Annotated in this window: 17 protein-coding genes; 10 read left to right on the plus strand and 7 right to left on the minus strand. The window is 63.9% G+C overall.

What is annotated here, in order from left to right:
• Window positions 1–37: 37 nt before the first annotated feature.
• Window positions 38–1,264, minus strand: a complete 1,227-nt coding sequence (gene glp / locus DK261_RS10370; protein ID WP_053269642.1) for a gephyrin-like molybdotransferase Glp — start codon at window positions 1,262–1,264, stop codon at window positions 38–40.
• Complete coding sequence (moaB, locus tag DK261_RS10375) at window positions 1,248–1,787, minus strand: molybdenum cofactor biosynthesis protein B (protein WP_007923271.1); 540 nt, start codon at window positions 1,785–1,787, stop codon at window positions 1,248–1,250. The genes glp and moaB overlap by 17 nt, the downstream gene beginning before the upstream one ends.
• Before the next feature lie 79 nt (window positions 1,788–1,866).
• Here moaB and mobA point away from each other — a divergent pair, with 79 nt between their 5' ends.
• Window positions 1,867–2,475 (plus strand): molybdenum cofactor guanylyltransferase MobA, encoded by a 609-nt coding sequence (mobA, locus tag DK261_RS10380; protein ID WP_009050093.1) that lies wholly within the window; start codon window positions 1,867–1,869, stop codon window positions 2,473–2,475.
• A gap of 71 nt (window positions 2,476–2,546) precedes the next feature.
• Window positions 2,547–2,768 (plus strand): YgdI/YgdR family lipoprotein, encoded by a 222-nt coding sequence (locus tag DK261_RS10385; RefSeq protein WP_007923269.1) that lies wholly within the window; start codon window positions 2,547–2,549, stop codon window positions 2,766–2,768.
• Between the two features lie 85 nt (window positions 2,769–2,853).
• Here the strand turns inward: DK261_RS10385 and DK261_RS10390 are convergent, their stop codons facing one another.
• The 4 genes from DK261_RS10390 to DK261_RS10405 form a co-directional block, all read right to left on the minus strand.
• Window positions 2,854–3,744: a pseudouridine synthase gene (locus DK261_RS10390; protein WP_028683051.1), complete on the minus strand. Its 891-nt coding sequence runs from the start codon at window positions 3,742–3,744 to the stop codon at window positions 2,854–2,856.
• 88 nt (window positions 3,745–3,832) lie between these two features.
• A complete protein-coding gene (locus DK261_RS10395) occupies window positions 3,833–4,153 on the minus strand; it encodes a hypothetical protein (protein ID WP_028683052.1) in 321 nt (106 codons plus the stop codon).
• 56 nt (window positions 4,154–4,209) lie between these two features.
• Window positions 4,210–4,638 carry a S24 family peptidase gene (locus DK261_RS10400; RefSeq protein WP_009050095.1) on the minus strand — a complete coding sequence of 143 codons (429 nt, stop codon included), beginning with the start codon at window positions 4,636–4,638 and terminating at the stop codon, window positions 4,210–4,212.
• Window positions 4,639–4,750: 112 nt separating this feature from the next.
• Entirely contained in the window at window positions 4,751–4,987 is a 237-nt protein-coding gene (locus DK261_RS10405; RefSeq protein ID WP_009050096.1) for a glutaredoxin family protein, read from the minus strand.
• Between the two features lie 204 nt (window positions 4,988–5,191).
• Here DK261_RS10405 and DK261_RS10410 point away from each other — a divergent pair, with 204 nt between their 5' ends.
• Window positions 5,192–7,150 carry a monovalent cation:proton antiporter family protein gene (locus DK261_RS10410; RefSeq protein ID WP_009050097.1) on the plus strand — a complete coding sequence of 653 codons (1,959 nt, stop codon included), beginning with the start codon at window positions 5,192–5,194 and terminating at the stop codon, window positions 7,148–7,150.
• A gap of 49 nt (window positions 7,151–7,199) precedes the next feature.
• Here DK261_RS10410 and DK261_RS10415 read toward each other — a convergent pair whose 3' ends face one another.
• Entirely contained in the window at window positions 7,200–8,408 is a 1,209-nt protein-coding gene (locus DK261_RS10415; protein WP_009050098.1) for an ammonium transporter, read from the minus strand.
• A 330-nt stretch (window positions 8,409–8,738) separates the two neighbouring features.
• On the opposite strand from DK261_RS10415, the gene DK261_RS10420 reads away from it, so the two are divergent.
• The 7 genes from DK261_RS10420 to DK261_RS10450 all read left to right on the plus strand — a co-directional run bounded on the left by DK261_RS10420 (window position 8,739) and on the right by DK261_RS10450 (window position 20,018).
• Window positions 8,739–9,053, plus strand: a complete 315-nt coding sequence (locus DK261_RS10420) for a YqjD family protein (RefSeq protein WP_009050099.1) — start codon at window positions 8,739–8,741, stop codon at window positions 9,051–9,053.
• Between the two features lies 1 nt (window position 9,054).
• On the plus strand, window positions 9,055–9,441 hold the full coding sequence (locus DK261_RS10425) for a phage holin family protein (RefSeq protein ID WP_009050100.1): 387 nt from the start codon (window positions 9,055–9,057) through the stop codon (window positions 9,439–9,441).
• Window positions 9,438–9,779, plus strand: a complete 342-nt coding sequence (locus DK261_RS10430) for a hypothetical protein (RefSeq protein WP_009050101.1) — start codon at window positions 9,438–9,440, stop codon at window positions 9,777–9,779. Before DK261_RS10425 ends, DK261_RS10430 begins: the two co-directional genes overlap by 4 nt.
• Window positions 9,780–9,917: 138 nt before the next feature.
• Window positions 9,918–11,081, plus strand: coding sequence for an EAL domain-containing protein (locus DK261_RS10435; RefSeq protein ID WP_009050102.1), 1,164 nt, complete (start codon window positions 9,918–9,920; stop codon window positions 11,079–11,081).
• 68 nt (window positions 11,082–11,149) lie between these two features.
• Window positions 11,150–12,481, plus strand: coding sequence for a deoxyguanosinetriphosphate triphosphohydrolase (locus DK261_RS10440; RefSeq protein ID WP_028683053.1), 1,332 nt, complete (start codon window positions 11,150–11,152; stop codon window positions 12,479–12,481).
• Between the two features lie 742 nt (window positions 12,482–13,223).
• The gene (locus DK261_RS10445) at window positions 13,224–14,948 is read left to right on the plus strand and encodes a ShlB/FhaC/HecB family hemolysin secretion/activation protein (RefSeq protein WP_009050104.1); all 1,725 of its coding nucleotides are present in this window, start codon (window positions 13,224–13,226) and stop codon (window positions 14,946–14,948) included.
• A 111-nt stretch (window positions 14,949–15,059) separates the two neighbouring features.
• The gene (locus DK261_RS10450; protein ID WP_110175682.1) at window positions 15,060–20,018 is read left to right on the plus strand and encodes a hemagglutinin repeat-containing protein; all 4,959 of its coding nucleotides are present in this window, start codon (window positions 15,060–15,062) and stop codon (window positions 20,016–20,018) included.
• Window positions 20,019–20,086: the final 68 nt, after the last annotated feature.

Genomic DNA, 20,086 nt, shown 5'->3' on the forward strand with positions numbered 1-20,086 from the left:
GACCCGGCCCTGCCGACCAGGTCCGCCTCCCCTGGCGTCAGCCCAGGACTTCACTCAACGGAATGAAGTTGACCCAATCGCCCTCGACCAGCGTTCGCTCTTCCAGCACCTCGACCAGCCCCTCGGCCCAGGCGGCACTGCGCAAGACCCCGGAACTCTGGTTCCGGTAGATGATTGCCCTGCCCTGCTCCAGGCGCCCGCGCAGATACTCTCGGCGGTTCCCCGGCTTCGGCCAGGCAAATCCAGCCGGAACCTGGAACTGCAAGGGATGCAGTTGCTTCACTCCCTGGCGCCGCAAAATATAGGGGCGGGCCAGCAAGGCAAAGGTCACCAGCGTCGAGGCCGGGTTACCGGGCAGGCCGATTACCGGCACACCGCGGAAATGCCCGAAGGTCAACGGCTTGCCAGGCTTGATCGCCAGCTTCCAGAGGGCCAGTTCACCCTCTTCTCTTAAGGCGATCCCCAGGAAATCCGCTTCGCCCACCGATACGCCGCCGGTGGACAGAATCAGATCCACATCCGCCAGCTCGGCAAGACGACGCCGGGTCATGGGCAGGTCGTCCGGCAGGATTCCGCCGTCGATCACCTCGCAGCCCAGACGCTGCAACCAACTGCACAGCAGGACACGGTTGCTGTTGTAGATCTGCCCGGGACCGAGCGCCCGCCCGGGTTCGACCAGTTCATCGCCAGTGGAGAGCACGGCGACCCGCACGCGGCGCACCACATCCAGCTCCGCGCAACCCAGGGACGCAGCCAGCCCCAGCTCGATCGGCCCCAGCTGCGTTCCGGCCACCAGCACACACTCGCCAACCGTGGTTTCCTGGCCTTGCGGACGAATGTTCTGCCCCGCGCCGAGAGGCTCGGTAAAAGCCACCCGCTCATCGGCCTGGACCTTGGCGTTCTCCTGCATTTCCACGCAGTCGGCTCCCGCCGGGACCGGCGCCCCGGTGAAGATGCGTGCGCAGGTGCCAGGTGCCAAAGGCTCAGGCGCCTGGCCGGCGAAGATGCGCTGGCTGACCACCAGGGGCTCGCCCTTCCAGTCCGAGGCACGCAAGGCGTAACCGTCCATGGCGCTGTTGGGCCAGGGCGGAAGATCCAGGGTGGAAATCAAGTCGTCGGCCAATACCCGGCCTTGAGCAGCCGCCAGTGGCAACCGTTCGCGTTCGAGAATGGGGGTAGCCTCGGCCATCTCGAGCAAACGGGCCAGTGCGACCTCGACCGGCATCAAGGCACCGGTCTTGCCTGGCTTACCCACGGGATTCACAAGGCGCTGCCTGTTTCAGGTGGGTGACGAAATTGCACGGACGGTGCCGCGAATCCAGCTGTTCGGCGAGGATGCCGTCCCAACCGGTACGCACCGCATTGGTCGAACCCGGCAGGCAGCACACCAGCGTGCCGTTGGCCAGGCCAGCCAGGGCTCGGGACTGCACGGTGGAAGTGCCGATATCGGCCACCGAGATCTGGCGGAACAACTCGCCAAATCCGTCGACCTGTTTGTCGAGCAGGCAAGACACGGCTTCCGGGGTACTGTCGCGGCCGGTGAAACCGGTGCCGCCGGTGATCAGCACCACCTGGACCAGATCGTCGGCGATCCAGGTCGCCACTTGTGCGCGAATCTTGTAGAGATCGTCCTTGAGCAGGACGCGCGCGGCCAGGTTATGGCCAGCAGCGCTCAGACGATCGACGAAGACCTGGCCGGATGTATCGGTCTCCAGGGTCCGGGTATCACTGACAGTCAGCACCGCGATGTTCAGGGGTGCAAAAGGTACATCAGCCTTGGCTTTCATAGGCTCGATCCAGTTGTAGGAGAAACAGCCCGGTGTTATATCACAGCGCTCTCTTTGCCCGCCCCTGTGGAGACGTGCCATGACCCAGCGCGCAGATTTGCCGCCCTGCTCCATTCTGCTCCTGGCCGGTGGGCGCGGCCAACGCATGGGCGGAAGGGACAAGGGGTTGATCGAGTGGCAGGGCCGGCCATTGATCGCCCACCTGCATCGACTGACCCGCAGCCTGAGCGATGACCTGATCATTTCCTGCAACCGCAATCAGCAGCAGTACGCGCCTTATGCCGATCAACTGGTGCAGGACGAAAGCAACGATTTCCCCGGGCCGCTGGCAGGTATTCGTGCCGGACTGGCGGTCGCCCGGCATGCCCGACTGCTGGTATTGCCCTGCGACGTACCGCGTATCGACGCGCAACTGATCGACGCCATGCGACAAAGCGCCGCCCGGCACCCGGACAAACCACTGATGCTGCGCCATGGCGAGCACTGGGAACCCCTGCTGTGTATCATTCCGCGCGCCCTGCTCGGCACCTTCGACGGCGCCTGGCAGAACGGTGAACGCAGCCCCGGACGTATCATGCGCGGGCTGGATGCTCAGGCCCTGCAATGTCCGGCAAACGATCCCCGATTGGCTAATCTGAATACACCAGCGCTGTTAAGCCAGCAGCACGGCGTGTCAGAATGCCCTTAACTCAAGGAACTTGCAGGCGTTGTATACGTCTCAAGCACAGCAACTAAAAGTATTCATCTCGGAGACACATAATGATTCAGCGGACTCTCGCCACTCTCATGCTCGCACTGGGCCTTGCCACTCTCGCCGGTTGCGCATCGCCTACTGTGATCACCCTGAATGACGGTCGCGAAATCCAGGCCGTCGATACGCCGAAATACGATGAGGATTCCGGCTTCTACGAGTTCGAACAACTGGACGGCAAACAAACCCGTATCAACAAGGATCAGGTTCGTACGGTAAAAGAGCTGTAATCCATACCGTTACAACAGCCTTGAACGATAAAGCCCGCTTTCGCGGGCTTTATCGTTTCCGGGCAACAACCAGCAGTGGCCTGGATTACCACTGCAAGGTGATCCGACTCTCGAACTCACGCTCCTCCCCGCTCAGCGGGTCGGTAAAACGCAGCCCCTGAGCCAACAGTTTGAGCGGCTTGGCGTAATCGTCCTCCACATCCTTGAGCGCATCGGGATAGAACGGGTCGTTGCAGATTGCCGCCCCCAGCGCACTCATGTGCACCCGCAACTGGTGCTTTTTGCCAGTCACCGGATACAACCCATAACGCCAGAGGTCACCGTTCTTTTCCCGGACCTCAATTGCTGTTTCCGTATTAGGTGTACCAGGCCCCTCCTGCATGCGGAAAAAAGGCTCGCCATCGACCAGACGGCTTTTATGCACCCGCGGGAACTCGAGACCGGGCAAGGCCGGGGCGATGGCCTCGTAGCGCTTGTCGATCCTGCGTGTCGGAAACAGCGACTGATAAGCCGAGCGGCTTTGCGGATTGGCCGAAAACAGCACCAGGCCCGCCGTATGCCGATCGATGCGATGCAGAGGCACCAGGTGGGGATTGCCCAGGCTGCGGATCAGGCGGCGCAGCAAGGTTTGCTCGACATATTCCCCCGCCGGGGTGACCGGCAGGAAATGCGGCTTGTCCGCCACCACCAGGTGCTCATCGACGTAGAGGATCGATTCCTGCACCGGGATGACCTTTTCGTCGGGCACTTCGCGGAAATAATGAATGCGCAGGCCTTCGCGGTACGCCAGGTCGACGCTGATCGGCAAACCCTGTCCATCGAGCACCCGGCCACGGACGATCCGGCTCAGCCACTGCTCGCGGCTGATGGTGCTGAAGTGATCACACAGGCAGTCCAGTACGGTTGGCCATGACCCGGGGGGCAGGTACAGGGTGCTGGCCTGATGCTGTGCGGCGGAAAAAGGTACGGAGGACATACAAAAGCTCGAGCGGACAATGCAGAGCGGCATTATCCAACATGGGTCCCGGGGAACCTAGGAGAGTTTCCCCCTTCGGGACCAACGACTAGGCGCGAGCCACGTTGGCCTGCGCGGCGGCATCGGTGAACTCCTTCAGCCAGCGCAGCACATCGACCGCTTCCCAGCGGGCCGGGTCATACAACGCATACAACAAACCCTGATACCCCACCACGTCCAGTTGCCGGTGATAACCCGCACGCTGGAACAGCGCTTCGATTTCCGCGAAGCAGGTATTGAAATGCAGCTTGTTGAACGGTGTCTTGCCCTCCGTGACCAGCCCGTCCAGGCGCAGCTCGAGTACCGCTTCGCGCACCACATCGGCGGACATGCGGTTCACACTGCTCTTCAATTGTTCGACATTGACCATCATCAGTCCTTCTACCCTCTCATTCATCCACTGAGCACACGCCCTGCGCATCGATATCAGCCACGGCCGACGTAACTGACCACCCACAACACCACGCCCCAGATTTGCGCCGAATCCCGATCGTCCAGGGGAATCGGTGCAATCGAAGGTCGCGCCGCCTTGAGCAGCAGCCCGCCCTTGGGGTCGGGAGCCAGCAGGCGCACGCCATAGGCGTCTTCGCCATCGAGATGGGCCACCACGTATTGATCCACTGCCGGGGCTGCCGAACGATCGACGATCAGCCGGTCGCCGGGATAGATACCGAAGCCCAGCAGACTGTCGTCATCCACCAGCACCGCGCGGATCTGCGGGGCTCCGAGACCCACGGTGCGATCCAGCGAAAAACCGCCTTCGAACTGGAGCCCGGCAGCAAACCCGCCGTGCTCCGCATGTTCGGGCGACAGGTGTTGCAAACGCTCGGCGCGGGCAAGGATTGTGAGAGACATGACGAACCATCCCGATAACTGTACGCATATACAGTAACCGAATAATCGGGATCCCGCCAAGGGATTGCAGCGAAGGCGACAAACGGAAAGGGTCGTGCCAGCGACAGCCGGCTCAGCGCAGGAAGGCCACCACCTGTTCGGCATCGAACGGCCAGCCCAGCTCGGCGCCGTTGTCCACCCGGCGCAGGACCGGGATACGCAGGCCATACGCCTCGAACAGGGTTTCGTCTTCCGCGATATCCACCAGCTCGACCAACAACCCGTGCTCCACCAACGGCATCAACTCCGCTTCGGCGAGTTCGCACAGGTGGCAACCCAGGGTGCCGAACAGCTGACATTCAGGAGGCATGACATACAGACCGAAAAGAGACAGGCGCTTATTCTAGGCCCGCGATAAAAAGCCGTCGACCGATGAACACGGCAGCGTGCGGTCATCGTCGGGCATTCTGCCAAACAGCTGATGCAGGTCAGCGTCGCCAACTTGCGATTGAGCGACCCTCGCGGCTTTTTTTGCCTCTACGCTCTGTATTCCAACCCGCCGCCGGAGATGCCTGTGTTTGCCAATCTGTTGATCATCCTCGCTTCATCCCTGGTGGTGATCGCCCTGTTCCGCCGCCTGCACCTGCCGCCCGTGCTGGGCTACCTGTGCGTGGGCCTGCTGGTGGGGCCGACCGCCTTCGGCTGGGTCAACGACAACGAAAACCTGCCTGACCTGGCGGAGTTGGGGGTGGTATTCCTGCTGTTTTCCCTGGGGCTGGAGTTTTCCGTATCGAAGATGCTGGCCCTGCGCCAGGTGGTCTTCGGCCTGGGCAGCTTGCAAGTGCTGTGCAGCGGCGCCGTCCTCGGTGGCCTGCTGATCCTCGCCGGCGGGCCGCTGATCCCGGCCTTGCTGCTCGGCGCGGGCCTGGCGCTGTCCTCCACCGCCATCGTCAGCAAGGAGCTGGGCAGCCTAGGGGAAATCTTCAGCAGCCACGGGCAGAATGCGATCGGCGTGTTGCTGTTCCAGGACGTGGTGGCCGTGCTGTTGCTGACCCTGGTGCCGGTATTCGCCGGCAATACCGAGCAGGCCTGGTATTGGGCCCTGCCCCTGACCCTGGGCAAGACCGCCCTGCTGTTCATCGGCCTGGCGCTGGCCAGCCGCTGGCTGCTGCCACGGCTGTTCCATGAGGTGGCCGCCTCCCATTCCGCCGAGCTGTTCGTGCTGCTGGCCCTGGTCATCGTCCTGCTGACCGCCTGGCTGACCCACCTGCTCGGCCTGTCCCCTGCCCTTGGCGCGTTCCTCGCCGGCATGCTGCTGGGGGAAAGCCGCTACCGACACCAGATCGAGGCTGACATCCGGCCGTTCCGCGACATTCTGCTGGGGCTGTTTTTCGTCAGCATCGGCATGCTGATCGACCTGCAACTGTTCGCCAGCCATGCCCTGCTGATCCTCGGCCTGACCCTGGCCCTGATGCTGATCAAGGGCGCCGTGGTGGCGCTGTTGCTCAAGCTGCGCGGCAGCGACGGCGAGACGGCCTGGCGCAGTGGCCTAGCCCTGGCCCAGGGCGGCGAGTTCTGTTTTGCGCTGATGGCGCAGATGCAGCAAAGCCAGTTGATGCCGGCCGAGCTGAGCGGCCTGCTGCTGGCCGCGACCTTCTGTTCGATGTTGCTGACCCCCTTGCTGCTGCGCGCCGCCCCGGGCATTGCCGCGCGCCTGCACCGCAAGCCGAACCAGGAGGCCCACCTGGAAGAAATCAGCGCCCTCAACGCCGCATTGCAGGGCCATGTGGTGATCTGTGGATATGGCCGCGTCGGCCAGTCGATCGGCCGCTTCCTGCGCCGCGAACAGCAGCGTTTCATTGCCCTGGACGATGACCCGGTGCGGGTCCAGGAAGCCGCGGCCGGCGAAAGCTGCGTGCATTACGGCGACTCCCGCCGCGCCGAGCTGCTGGCGGCGGTCGGCCTCGAACGCGCGCGGCTGCTGGTGATTGCCGTGGACAAGACCGACATCGCCCTCAACGTGCTGAAAAGCGCGCGCCGGATCAACAGCGACGTGCCGATCCTGGTACGCACCCGGGACGACAGCCAACTGGCCGAACTGAAAGCCGCCGGCGCCAGCGAAGTGGTGCCGGAGCTGCTGGAGTCGAGCCTGATGCTGGCGTCCCATGCGCTGGTGATGCTCGGGCTGCCGGAACACCAGGTACAGGCCAAGGTCGATGAAGTCCGCCACAACCGCTATAGCCTGCTGCACGGTTTCTACCATGGCGCGCAGACCGACCTGCTGGACAACCGCGGCCAGCCACGGGTGCTGATGCATGCGGTCAATCTCGGCAGCGCGGCCCACGCCTGCGACCTGGCCCTGGGCGAGCTGGCCCTGGAACAGTTGGGTGTGGATGTGCAAGGCGTGCAGCGCGATGGCCGTGACCTGGAGCTGACCGCCGGCACCTTGCTGCAAGCCGGCGATACGGTGTTGATGTCCGGCCCGCTGGCGGCCATCGAAGCGTCGGAGGCGCGCCTGCTCGGCGGCCAATGATCAGCGGCAAGCAGCCCAGGCTGGAGGCTCCAGCCCGGGCCGCAAGGCTTCAGTCCTGGCTGACCGCGCCGATCTTGTGCAGCGACAGGTCGGCGCCGTAGTACTCCTGCTCCTGGGTCAGGCGCAGGCCGCAGAGCGCCTTGATCGCGCCATACACCAGGAAGCCGCCGACCAGCGCCACCAGCACGCCCAGGCCGGTACCGATCAACTGGCTGATCAGGCTGACACCGCCCAGGCCACCCAGGGCGCTCTGGCCGAAGACCCCACAGGCAATACCGCCCCACACACCGCACACACCATGCAATGGCCAGACACCCAGCACATCGTCGATCTTCCAGCGCGTCTGGGTGGCGATAAAGCACCAGACGAACAGCGCGCCGGCGATCGCCCCGGTGATCAACGCTCCCACCGGGTGCATCAGGTCGGAGCCGGCGCAGATCGCCACCAGCCCGGCCAGCGGGCCGTTGTGCAAAAAGCCCGGGTCGTTACGCCCGACGATCAACGCCGCCACCGTGCCGCCGACCATGGCCATCAGCGAGTTCACCGCCACCAGCCCGCTGACCGCCTGCAGGGTCTGCGCGCTCATCACGTTGAAGCCGAACCAGCCGACAATCAGGATCCACGAACCCAAGGCCAGGAACGGAATGCTCGACGGCGCGAACGCCACCAGCTTGCCGTCGCGGTAGCGCCCGTTGCGCGGCCCGAGCAACAGCACCGCGGCCAGCGCCAGCCAGCCGCCCATGGCATGCACCACCACCGAGCCGGCGAAATCATGGAAGCCTGCGCCGAAGCTCTCCTGCAGCCAGGCTTGCAGGCCGTAGTTGCCGTTCCACACCAGGCCTTCGAAGAAGGGATAGATGAAGGCCACGATCAGCGCCGTGGCGCAGAGCTGCGGGACGAACCGCGCACGCTCGGCGATGCCGCCGGAAATGATCGCCGGAATGGCCGCGGCGAACGTCAGCAGGAAGAAGAACTTCACCAGCCCGTAGCCGTGATCGGCGCTGATCACCGCCGCCGGTTGCAGGAAGCTGACGCCGTAGGAGATCCAATAGCCTATAAAGAAATAGGCCAGGGTCGAGACCGCGAAGTCGCTGAGGATCTTCGACAAGGCGTTGACCTGGTTTTTCTGGCGCACCGTGCCCACCTCGAGAAAGGCGAAGCCGGCATGCATGGCCAGGACCATGACCGCACCGATGAGGATAAACAGGGTATTGGAACCATGGACCAGAGTGTCCACAGCGCTTTGCAGATTTTCCATGGAATGGGCAGACCTGATAGCAGGAATTATCCGCGAGCCGCTCGAGCGTTTTTGCACCAACTTGGCACCTAAGGTCCTGTCGACCTACGTATTGCGACCCATTTTGGCGCGACGCTTTTTCGAGAGAGGTGTATCGCTCGGGGGTGTTTCCATAAGTGTTGATTTTTTAGGGTAAGGTTTTAGCTGCCAGGCACCGCATCCTGCGCGCTTTCGGCGCAACCACCCGTGTTTACGCACCAGGACAAAGCAAAAGCTGTACCAGACAATTGCACTGAACCTTCGCGCAAGGCTCATACTCGAACCCTTCAGAACGCCACTATGGAGATCATCATGGCCAGCAAAACCACCAAGACAGCTCAAGAAACCCTGATGGCGGACTTTCAGGCACTGGTCAGTGACACGGAACGCCTGCTGGAACACACCGCCACCCTGGCGGGCGAACAGGCGGACGAATTGCGCACACAGATTCACGACAGCCTGCTGCGCGCCCGCGAGACCCTGCAACTGACCGAGCAATCGCTGCGCGAACGCGGCGAGGCGGCGGTCACTGCCACCGAAGACTATGTGCAGAACAACCCCTGGCAAGCAGTGGGCATCGCGGCGGGCGTGGGCTTCCTGATCGGCCTGCTGGCGACCCGGCGCTGATATGGCTATCGATGAATCCGGCTCCACCGCGGGCCAAGGCTCCTCAACGCGGCGCCTGGGCGCTGCTTTCCTGGGTTTGTTGCACAGCCACGTCGAACTGTTCGGTATCGAGTTGCAGGAACAGAAAGCCAGAACCGTCAGCCTGCTGTTGTTCGCCGGGTTGACCCTGGTGTTCGCCCTGCTGCTGTTGGTAGGCCTGTCGACGCTGGTGCTGATCCTGTTCTGGGACACCTATCGCCTGACCGCCATCACCGGGCTGTGCGTCTTCTATACGCTGGCCGCGCTGTTCTGCGCCCTGCGCCTGAAGGCGGCGATTTTCGATGAATCCTCGCCCTTCCATGCCACCCTCGAAGAGCTGGCCAATGACAGGGAGCGCCTGCTGCCATGAGCCTGCCGGACATTCCGCAAACCAATTCCCGGCGCGAAATGCGCAAGGCGCTGATCCGCCTGCGCATGGAAATGCATCGCCAGGAAATCCGCCACGAATCCCATCAATTGCTGCAACCCTTGCAGCGGGTCCGTGGCCTTGGCCAAAGCTGGCAACAGGGCTTCGGCATCAAGCACGCGCCGTTGTGGGGTGTGGCCGCCGTGACCCTGTTGGGGTTTCTCACCGGCAAGGGCGCCAAGAGCGGCAGCGTCAGAAACTTCGCCCGACTGGTACGGCTCAGCGCCGGCCTGTTGCCGCTGATCAAGCTGGTCATGCAAGGTTCTTCGAGCAAGCATTGAGCCGCCACCATCTGGCTGCATTCTTGCAACCGTTCCCGCAATAGCTGCGCCCCGGCCTCTCTCACGAGAGGTCGGGCCTTGCCTGCCTGTTGCGTCGGCGCGCCGCCCAAGATCAACAAGATCAACCAAGGAGGCCCCGTGATCGACGGGCAACCGCTTGCCTGCTTTCAACCCTTCATCGACACCGCCACTGGCCGCATTGCCGGTGTCGAAGCCCTGGGCCGCCTGCGCCAACCGAACGGCCAACTGCTGTCGGTCGGCCCATTGTTCAACGATCCCCGGACCTCTTCCACCGCCCTGCGCCGGCTCGACCGGCTGATTCGCGCCGACGCCCTGAGCCGCCTGCATGAAGCGCCCGCGGACTGGTTCCTGAGCCTCAATATCTCGCCCCGCTGGATCAGCCGCCTGCGCGCCGGCCAGCCGTTGCCGAGCCTCAGGCAATTGCAGCAACAGGGCGTCGATCCGCGGCGCGTGGTCTTCGAAATCACCGAGTTGAGCGGCAACAGCCAGCGCCTGAGCGAAGTGGTGGCGCGCTACCGCGAAGCCGGCGCGCGGATCGCCATCGACGACTTCGGCGCCGGCTACTCCCAGCTCGACCGGGTGCTGGCCCTGCAACCGGACATTCTCAAGCTCGACATGCGCCTGTTCCAGGCCGCGGCCCGTGGCGGGCCCAGCAGTGACGTGGTCAAGGCCCTGGCGCAGATGGCCGAGAAGACCGGCTGCTGGATCATCGCCGAAGGAGTCGAGAGCGAAACCGAACTCAACTTCGCCCTGGAATGCGGCTCGCGGTATGTCCAGGGTTTCCTGTTTGCCCGGGCCGAGCAGGCGTTCTTCGCCAGCGATGCTTTCGTCGCGCCTTTTGCCCGGGCGCGCCAGCGCTATGTGCAGCAGAAACTGGCCGAACGCGGACGCCTGATGCAGATGCGCCAGCAACTCGCGGAGCTGATGACCCTGCTGCAGGATTGGGCCCAGGCCCGGGCCCCGATCGAACGGTTACCGCAGGTGGATGCCTTTCCCTGGTTGTTGCGCTTCTATCAATGCGATCGCCACGGCACCCAGCTGACGCCGAACCTGGAATGGCGCCACGAGCGCTGGCAGGCCGACCACAGCTACGTCGGCCACAACTGGTCGTGGCGTCCTTACTTCTACCACCTGCTGGCCGAAGGCTGGGACGAGCGGCGGCTGACCCTGTCCAACACCTACCGCGACGCCACCAGCAACCAGTACTGCCTGACCGCCGGGCAGTTCTTCGACAATGGCCAGCGCCTGCTGTTGATCGATATCGATGCCGCGGGGCTTTAGTTCCACTTGCAGGCGCTGGCGCGAACCGGGAAGCTAGCCCATCAGTCATTCGACGGAGAGACCCCGCCTTGGATTGGCATACCCTGCTTACCCGCGAACGCCTCGGAAAACCGCTGCACAGCCCTGAAGAACTGGGCCGCAGCCCCTTCCACAAGGACCACGACCGCATCATCTTCTCCGGTGCCTTCCGCCGCCTGGGCCGCAAGACCCAGGTGCACCCGGTGTCCAGCAACGACCATATCCATACGCGCCTGACCCACTCCCTGGAAGTCAGCTGTGTCGGTCGCTCCCTGGGCATGCGGGTCGGCGAAACCATTCGCGACGCCCTGCCCGAGTGGTGCGAACCGAGCGACCTGGGGATGGTGGTGCAATCGGCCTGCCTGGCCCACGATATCGGCAACCCGCCATTCGGCCACTCCGGCGAAGATGCGATCCGTCACTGGTTCCAGCAGGCCGCCGGGCGCGGCTGGCTGGACGCCATGAGCGAAAACGAGCGCAACGACTTCCTCAATTTCGAAGGCAATGCCCAGGGCTTCCGGGTGCTGACCCAGCTGGAATATCACCAGTTCGACGGTGGCACGCGGCTGACCTACGCCACCCTCGGCACCTACCTGAAGTACCCCTGGACCGCGCGTCACGCCGACTCCCTGGGCTACAAGAAGCACAAGTTCGGCTGCTACCAGAGCGAACTGCCGTTGCTCGAACAGATCGCCAACAAGCTCGGCCTGCCGCAACTCGAGGAACAACGCTGGGCCCGCCATCCGCTGGTGTACCTGATGGAGGCCGCCGATGACATCTGCTACGCCCTGATCGACCTCGAGGACGGGCTGGAGATGGATCTGCTCGACTATGCCGAAGTCGAGTCGCTGCTGCTCGGCCTGGTGGGCGACGACCTGCCGGAAACCTATCGCCAGCTCGGCCCACGGGACTCGCGCCGGCGCAAGCTGGCGATCCTGCGCGGCAAGGCCATCGAGCACCTGACCAACGCCGCCGCCCGGGCCTTCGTCGAACAGCAGGACGCCCTGCTCAGCGGCACCCTGCCCGGCGATCTGGTGGAACACATGCACGGCCCGGCCAAGCGTTGCGTGCTCAATGCCAAGGACATCGCGCGCAAGAAGATCTTCCAGGACAAGCGCAAGACCCTGCACGAGATCGGTGCCTACACCACCCTGGAAATCCTCCTCAACTCGTTCTGCGGCGCCGCGCTGGAACAGCACGGCGGACGCACACCGTCGTTCAAGAACCGGCGGATCCTCGACCTGCTCGGCAACAACGCGCCGGATCCGAACGGTTCGCTGCACACCTCCTTCCTGCGCATGATCGACTTCATCGCCGGCATGACCGACAGCTACGCCAGCGAAATGGCCCGGGAAATGACCGGGCGTTCCAGCCCGCAATGACCCGTCGTTGAACGGCTGCCTCGCGTTATCGAGGTGGCCGTTCGAGCGGTCTTGTGTGAGTCGGCAACTAAGGGATTCCCCTAGGCCCTTATCAGGCAATATCCCGATGCAATCGTTACTTCAACTTTGATCAGCTGCCTTCTGCGCACTGTTCGACAGCGCCTTCACTTCCACCTCGTTCACTAGACATCCATCAAGTCTCGACACTATTCCAGGCAGCCTTCAGCACCTAGAGCACTTGCTCTATAACTAGCGATAGTGACCGATATATGTAGCTGAACAATCAATCCAACTAACCTGAATTAAACAGACCGTTAACGAAACAACCAGACATCCTACCTTTACCTTTCGATACATCTGCTCACCCGTCGGACCAAACCCCTTGCAACACAAGGCCCCTGCAGGTTCCCGTCGATTACAAATTCCGTACAAATCAACTTTATCGTTTCCGCTAGTCTCGAACCGTAATGGCTTAACAAGGTTAATTTCACGCCTCGATAGATCGTTCCCCGTTCATGACCCCAGGCCGGATGATCGCCGGCAAAACAAATAGCAAGCGAACTAAGTACCTTCACTAAAACTTCAAGCCAACGGTTAGTTCGAAAATAATTTCACCCCTCGCTGTAACAAAGAGCACGCCCAGGACTCAAGCGTCAAAATGGAAGTGAGTACACGGAATGAATCCGTGTCGATAAGTTGTTCCCGCACTTCCTCGTCCGTTTTTCACTGTTAAGGATGTCGAGTGCCCCATACGTCCTCAAGTCACCCAAGTTGCCATACCAGCCTGCGTCGCTGGTTGCTGCTCTCGCTGCTGGCCGGGTCCCTGCCGGTGGCCGCCGCCGATATGCCACAACCAGGTCAGGAAGCCCTGCGTCTGCAGCAACAGCAACAGCGCGACCTGCAACAACTGCAACTGGAACAGCGCCAGCGCCAGTTACAGCGCGGCAGCTTCGGGACCCCGGCGGTCACTCCCGCCGAAACCACCCAGGGTGGCCAGGATGAACAGTGCTGGGCCCTGAGCGGCACACGGATCGCCGGCGTCACGCTGTTCAAGAAAGACCGGTTGAACCGCCAGCTCGAACCCTATATCGCGCCCTGCATGGGAGTGAACGGGATCAACCGCCTGCTGGCGCAGATCACCCGGATCTATGTCGAGGCCGGTTACATCGCCAGCCGCCCCTACCTGAGCAGTGCTCCCGCCGCCGGCCATTCGCTGGATATCGTGGTCGACGAAGGTTATGTCGAGGCCGTCGAACTGGCCGACCAGAGCCTGCCGGTTTCCCTGGCCGGGGCCTTTCCCGGCATGCTCGGCGAACCGCTGAACCTGCGCGACCTGGAACAGGGCCTGGACCAGCTCAATCGCCTGCGCTCCCTGGACCTGACTGCCGATATCGCCCCCGGCAGCCAGCCCGGCGCCTCGCGGATCATCCTGCGCTCGCGCAGCAGCGGCGCCTCGCGCTGGGCCCTCGGGCTGGGTGTGGATAACCTCGGCAGCGCCAGTACCGGACGCGACCGCAACTCCGTCAACCTGAGCCTCGACAGCCCGCTGCAACTCAACGACGCGCTCAACCTGAACTTCAGCGACACCCTCAATCACGGTCCGCGCTACAGCCGCAGCGCCAGCGTTTTCTATTCGATCCCCTACGGCTACTGGACCTACAGCCTGTTCGCCAGCCATGCCGAGTACCGGGCGCCGTTCAAGCTCAGCAGCGTGACCTTCTACAACAGCGGGCGCACCGACCTGCTCAGCCTGCGCGCCGATCGCGTACTGTGGCGCGACCAGGGGCACCAGCTGAGCGCCAACCTGCAACTGGCCCACAAGGATGTCGACAGCTACCTGGAGAAAGTCCGCCTGGGCATCCAGAGCCCGACCCTGACCGTGGCCGAAGCCGGGCTCAACCTGTTCTGGCTCGACAGCGCGGTGTGGAACCTCGATGTCAATTACGCCCAGGGCCTGACCTGGTTCGGCGCCGACCGCGACTCGCAACAGGTGCAGAAAAACCTGCCGCAGGCGCAGTTTCGCAAGTACCGCGCCAGCCTCAGCCAATGGCGCAATGGCCACTTCGCCAGCCAGCCCTGGCAGTGGCAGAGCCAGCTGTCGCTGCAGTACAGCCCAGACCCGCTGCCGGCCATCGAACAACTGCTGGGCACCGACGACTCCGCCGTGCGCGGCTATCGCGAGAACAGCGCCTCGGGCGCCATCGGCGGGATCTGGCGCAACACCCTGCGCCTGCCGTTGCAGAACGACCTGCCCGTCAAGCTGACCCCGCGCCTGGCCTTCGACCACGGCCGGATCAAGGCGCAAGAAGGCGCCAGCAGCGAGCGCCTGAGCAGCGCCAGCATCGGCCTGAACCTGAGCTGGAAGAACGTGCAAGTCGATGTCGACTACCAGCACAGCCTGGAAACACCCCAGCGTTTTCACCATGAATCGCCCGCCTGGCTGACCCGCCTGAGTGTGCAGATCTGAGGTCCCGCGAACCGTGCATCAGCCTGAAAAAAACAGCCGAGCCTGAACACCACAGCAGCGTTGCAACGAACAGCGCGCACCGCCACTCGGCCCACACATAGAGAGCTTCTTATGCCCGACAACACATCTGTGTTTCACCTGTCCCCCAGGGGCAAACTGCGCCTGGCCATCGCCAGCCTGCTCCTGGTCTCCCATCTGCCGCAGGCGCTGGCCGGCGGTATCACCGTGGCCCCGGGCCCGGGCGGTATCCCGCAGCTGCAAAACCAGAACGGCGTGCCGATCGTCAACATCGTCGCGCCCAACGGCGCCGGGCTCTCCCATAACCAGTTCCTCGACTACAACGTCGATCGCCAGGGCGTGGTGCTGAACAACTCCCTGCAATCCGGCGCCTCGCAACTGGCCGGGCAGCTGGCTGCCAACCCGCAGTTCCACGGCCAGGACGCCAGTGTGATTCTCAACGAGGTGATCAGCCGCAACGCCTCGGCGCTCAACGGTACCCAGGAGATCTTCGGCCGCGCCGCCGACTATGTGCTGGCCAACCCCAATGGCATCTCGGTCAACGGCGGCAGCTTCATCAACACGCCGAACGCCAGCCTGCTGGTCGGTCGCCCCGAGCTCAACGACGGCAAGCTGCAAGCCCTGAGCACCGGTGACGCCAAAGGCCAGTTGACGGTCGAGGGCCGAGGCCTGAAGAACGACAATGGCAGCATCAACCTGATCGCCCCGCGCATCGACAGCCAGGGCGACATCACCGCCAGCAACCAGCTCAACCTCACCGTCGGACGCAACCGCGTGGACCCGGCCAGCGGCAAGGTGCTCAGCACCGACCCGGCCGGTAACACCAAAGAGCAGCGCATCGACGCCAGCCTGTTCGGCGCCATGCAGGCCGGGCGCATCAACATTGTCAGCACCGCCGAAGGCGCCGGCGTGCGGGTCGGCGCGGTGCAGGTCAAAGGTCACGACGGGGTGGATATCGCGTCTGCCGGCGACCTGCAGATCAGCGGCCAGGCCAAGCCCGACAGCCTCGACGCCGTCCGTGCCGGCGTGCACAGCAGCCAGGGCGACGTGCAATTGCGCAGCGGCCAGGACCTGACCCTCGCCGCCACCGATGTCAGCGCCCGCGACATCAAGCTCGATGCCGGACGCAACCTCACCCTGAGCGCCATCGAAAGCCGCAAGCTCCAGGAAAAACGCGAGCAGTGGAGCAACAGCACCATCGGCATCACCTGGGAAACCTACGACCGCACCCTGACCGACAGCGACAGCCGTCAGCACGGCAACCAGCTGACCGCCCGCCGCGATGCCGAGCTCAAGGCCCGCGCCAACACCGAACTCAAGGCCAGCCAGATCAAGGCCGGCAACAACCTGACGGTCGACAGCGGCGCCGACCTGCGCCTGACCGCCGCCACCGAAACCCACGAACAACGCGACCAGGGCCACCACCGCAAACACCTGTGGAAAGCCGACTGGGACAAGTCCAGCAGCGAACAGCGCAGTATCACCAGCCAGTTGGAGGCCAAAGAACAGTTACAACTGACCAGTCGCAAGCAGCTGCAACTGCAGGGCGCCGAACTGGCCAGCAACAATATCGAGCTGACCGGGCGCCAGGTGGACATCACCAGTGCCAGCCGCACCCAGAGCAACAGCGACAAGTCCTACTCCGGCGATCTGGTCGGCGGCAGCTTCTTCGGCAAGAACGGCGACGGCGACAAGGGCAAGACCCTGAACAAGGGCAGCAAGGTCAACGCCAAGGGCAACCTAATCGTCAAGGCCGACGAGGTCCGCATCAGCGGCAGCCAGGCCCGTGGCGGCAAGCAGGCCAGCGTGATCAGCGAAAACGGCTCGCTGACCATCGACGGCGTGCAAGACCGCTCCCACGACAACAGCTACAGCAAGGACAGCAAGTTCTTCGGCATCACCAAGGATGAAAGCCGGCAGAACCGCAAAGACAGCACCACCGTCACCAGCGACCTACGCTCGGACAGCAACCTCAAGCTGCAAAGCACCCAGGACATCGCCATCAGCGGCGCGCACGTGGCCGCGACCGGCGAGCTCGAAGCCAAGGCTGGCGGCGACATCAAGATCGACTCGGCGCAAAACACCTCGCAGAGCGAAAGCACCACCCACACCCGTGGCTTCGACGCCTATGCCAAGGAAAATGCCCCGGGCACCCGGCAATACCGCGCCGGCGTGCGTTACGAAGACCAGCAGAAAACGGTCAAGACCAGCGACACCCAACAGCAGGGTTCAAGCCTCAGCGGCGGTAGCCTGCAAGTCGCTGCGGGCGGCGACCTGAGCATCAAGGGCAGCGACCTGAAGGCCACCCACGGCGATGCCAGCCTCAGCGGCCAGCAGGTCGAGTTGCTGGCCGATCACGACAGCAAGACCGAAAGCACCGACACCCGCACCACCGGCGGCGGTTTCTACTACACCGGCGGCCTGGACCGCGCGGGCAACGGTGTGGAGTTCGCCCACAGCAGCACCCAGGACACCCATAACACCGGTACCGCCAACACCACCGGCATCGCCGCCAGCGGCAACCTGACCATCAAGGCCGGCAACACCCTGGTGACCGAGGGCGCCCAGGTCAAGGCCGGCGGCAAGCTGCTGGTGAATGCCGAGCAGGTCGACAACCGCGCGGTGCACAACACTGAGTCCACCAGCCACAAGGAAAACACCTGGAGCGCCGATGTCGGCGCCAACGTCGAATACAAGGGCCTGACCCGCCCGGTGGAAAAAGCCATCGAAGGCGTGGCCCAGCGCAAGTTCCATCAGCCAGGCCTGCTCGACGCCCTGGAACAACCCAACGTTGGCCTGGACGTGGAAGTCGGCCACCAGAACAAACAGCGCACCGAGCAAGGCAGCAACGCCGTGGTCAGCCAGTTCCAGGGCGGCCAGGTGGAGGTCAAGGTAGCCGGCCAGTTGCAGGATGAGGGCAGCCGCTACGAGGCCACCCAAGGCACGCTGAAGATCGACGCCGGCAGCCAGGTGGCCAAGGCCGCCAGCAATACCCACAGCAGCAGCGAGCAGGCGCTGGACGCCAAGGCTGGCGTACGGGTCTACACCACCACGGGCGAGGACCTGAACGTACGTGGTAGCGGCGCTGGCGGCAGCAGCGACAAGCGCAGCGACAGCAGCAAGGCGGTGGTCGGCAGCTATGTCGGCAAACAGGGCGTGGACATCGCGCTGAGCGGCGACGGCCAGTACGAAGGCAGCCGGTTCGATGGCGGCGAAGCCGGCGTCAAGCTGCACAGCGGCGGCGAACTGGCGCTGAACCAGGCCAATGACCGCCAGAACAGCAGCGACTCCAGCCTGCGCGGCGATGCCTCGCTCACCGTCGGCAGCGCCCCGGGCGCCAACGGCAATAACCTCAACCTCGGCGCCGGCGTGCAACTGGACCACAAGCGCCTGGACCAACAGGACAGCCAGGCGCGGGTCGCGACCATCCAGGGCAAAGGCCCGGTCGAGTTGACCAGCGGTGGCGACCTGATCCTGCAGGGCACTACCATCGGCAGCAAAACCGCCAAGACCGGCGACATCAACCTGAACGCCGGCGGCAAACTCGACCTGCAGGCCGCGGTCGACACCCACAGCAGCCAGGGCAGCAACCTCGGTGGCGGCCTGACCGGCGGCGCCAGCAAGACCAGCAGCGAGCAGAGCAGCGGCAAGAGCGCCAACCTGAGCGCCAACTTCAACATCGGCCGGGTCTCGGAACAGGACCAGAAGCAGACCGGCGGGCAACTGCACAGCAATGGCCAGGTAACACTCGCCAGCGGCTCCGACAGCAACACCGCGCTGCACTTGCAGGGCACCCAGGTCGAGGGCAAAAACGTCACCCTCAGCGCTGACCGCGGCGGGATCTACCAGGAGTCGGCGCAATCCACCCAGGCCCACAACAACTGGGGCCTGACCCTGGGCGCCGGCGGCAACGGCGGCAAGACCACCCGCGCCGACGCCGGCGAACACGACTCGCCGAAAACCGATCGCGGTATCCACGCCCGGGCCAAGATCGATGTCGCGCAGGTGCACAGCAACACCCAGCACAACAGCCTGATCAAGGCCGACCAGGTGACGCTCAACAGCAGCGGCGATACCCATCTGGCGGGTGCGCGCATCGACGCCAATCAGGTGGATGGACGGATCGGTGGCGATCTCAAGGTGGAGAGCCGCAAGGACCAGCTCAGCAGCACCACGGTCAACCTCGACGCCCGCCTGGACGCCGAGAAGAACCAGCCTGGCGTGGTCGACAAGCTGACCAAGCAGACCGGCCCGCTCAAGGACAAGCTGCAGGCCAAGGCCGAAGGCAGTTTCGACAAGCACCGCGAGAAGCTGGAAAACGTTGTCGACAAGGGCACCGAGCGCCTGGTGGCGGCCAAGGACAACCTGGTGAACAAGGCCGAAATTGCCAAGGAGCGCCTGGGCGAGAAATTCACCCGCAGCGGCAGCTATGACGTCAACCCGGAACCCAAGGGCGCCTTCGGTCGCGGCGTGGACAAAGCCAAGGGCTACCTCGCCGACAAGACCGAAGCCTTGGGCGATCGCTTCTCCAGCCTCAAGGAACGGGTCTGGCCGAAAACCAGCGACAGCTACGCCGTCAGCGAGAAAACCGGCGCTGGCAGCAAGCTGACCAACACCGCGGAAGGCGTGCTGTTCGGCGACAAGAGCGGCAACACTTCCTACACGCCGACCCTGAACCTGAATGTCAGCCGTCAGAGCAAGGGCAGCGTGGCAGAGGCTTCAGGCATCAGCGGGACCCGGGGCGTGAGCCTGCAAGTGTCGGGCGAGACCCGCCTGAGCGGCGCGCGGATCGGCGCCAGCGAGGGCAAGGTCGACCTCGGCGGCTCGACCGTCAGCACCACGGCATTGGCCGGTACGGATTACCGTGCCGACGTCGGGCTGAACCTGTCGAAGTCGCCGGTCAACCTGGCCCTCGGCGCCAAGGATGAGCTGACCCGCAAGCAGGACGAGGCCACCCAGAAGGATCAGGCGTTCAACCTGGGGCCGCTGCGCGTCGGCGGCCATAGCGACAGCCAGCTGTTGCAGGCCGGCATCGATCAGAAAGCGCCCTGAGGCAAGCGCTCCGTGATCGGCTGCCCCCCATGAACGGGGGGCAGCCTCGCTCTGTTCCCTTCCCTCCT

The organism is Pseudomonas sp. RW409 (genome assembly GCF_003184125.1).
Lineage (GTDB): Bacteria > Pseudomonadota > Gammaproteobacteria > Pseudomonadales > Pseudomonadaceae > Aquipseudomonas > Aquipseudomonas chlororaphis_I.

What these genes read in the sequence shown, in the direction of transcription:
- moaB (WP_007923271.1), bottom strand. Translation starts at nt 1,787, where the DNA reads ATGAAAGCCAAGGCTGATGTACCTTTTGCACCCCTGAACATCGCGGTG.
- mobA (WP_009050093.1), top strand. Translation starts at nt 1,867, where the DNA reads ATGACCCAGCGCGCAGATTTGCCGCCCTGCTCCATTCTGCTCCTGGCC.
- DK261_RS10385 (WP_007923269.1), top strand. Translation starts at nt 2,547, where the DNA reads ATGATTCAGCGGACTCTCGCCACTCTCATGCTCGCACTGGGCCTTGCC.
- DK261_RS10390 (WP_028683051.1), bottom strand. Translation starts at nt 3,744, where the DNA reads ATGTCCTCCGTACCTTTTTCCGCCGCACAGCATCAGGCCAGCACCCTG.
- DK261_RS10395 (WP_028683052.1), bottom strand. Translation starts at nt 4,153, where the DNA reads ATGGTCAATGTCGAACAATTGAAGAGCAGTGTGAACCGCATGTCCGCC.
- DK261_RS10400 (WP_009050095.1), bottom strand. Translation starts at nt 4,638, where the DNA reads ATGTCTCTCACAATCCTTGCCCGCGCCGAGCGTTTGCAACACCTGTCG.
- DK261_RS10405 (WP_009050096.1), bottom strand. Translation starts at nt 4,987, where the DNA reads ATGCCTCCTGAATGTCAGCTGTTCGGCACCCTGGGTTGCCACCTGTGC.
- DK261_RS10415 (WP_009050098.1), bottom strand. Translation starts at nt 8,408, where the DNA reads ATGGAAAATCTGCAAAGCGCTGTGGACACTCTGGTCCATGGTTCCAAT.
- DK261_RS10420 (WP_009050099.1), top strand. Translation starts at nt 8,739, where the DNA reads ATGGCCAGCAAAACCACCAAGACAGCTCAAGAAACCCTGATGGCGGAC.
- DK261_RS10425 (WP_009050100.1), top strand. Translation starts at nt 9,055, where the DNA reads ATGGCTATCGATGAATCCGGCTCCACCGCGGGCCAAGGCTCCTCAACG.
- DK261_RS10430 (WP_009050101.1), top strand. Translation starts at nt 9,438, where the DNA reads ATGAGCCTGCCGGACATTCCGCAAACCAATTCCCGGCGCGAAATGCGC.
- DK261_RS10450 (WP_110175682.1), top strand. Translation starts at nt 15,060, where the DNA reads ATGCCCGACAACACATCTGTGTTTCACCTGTCCCCCAGGGGCAAACTG.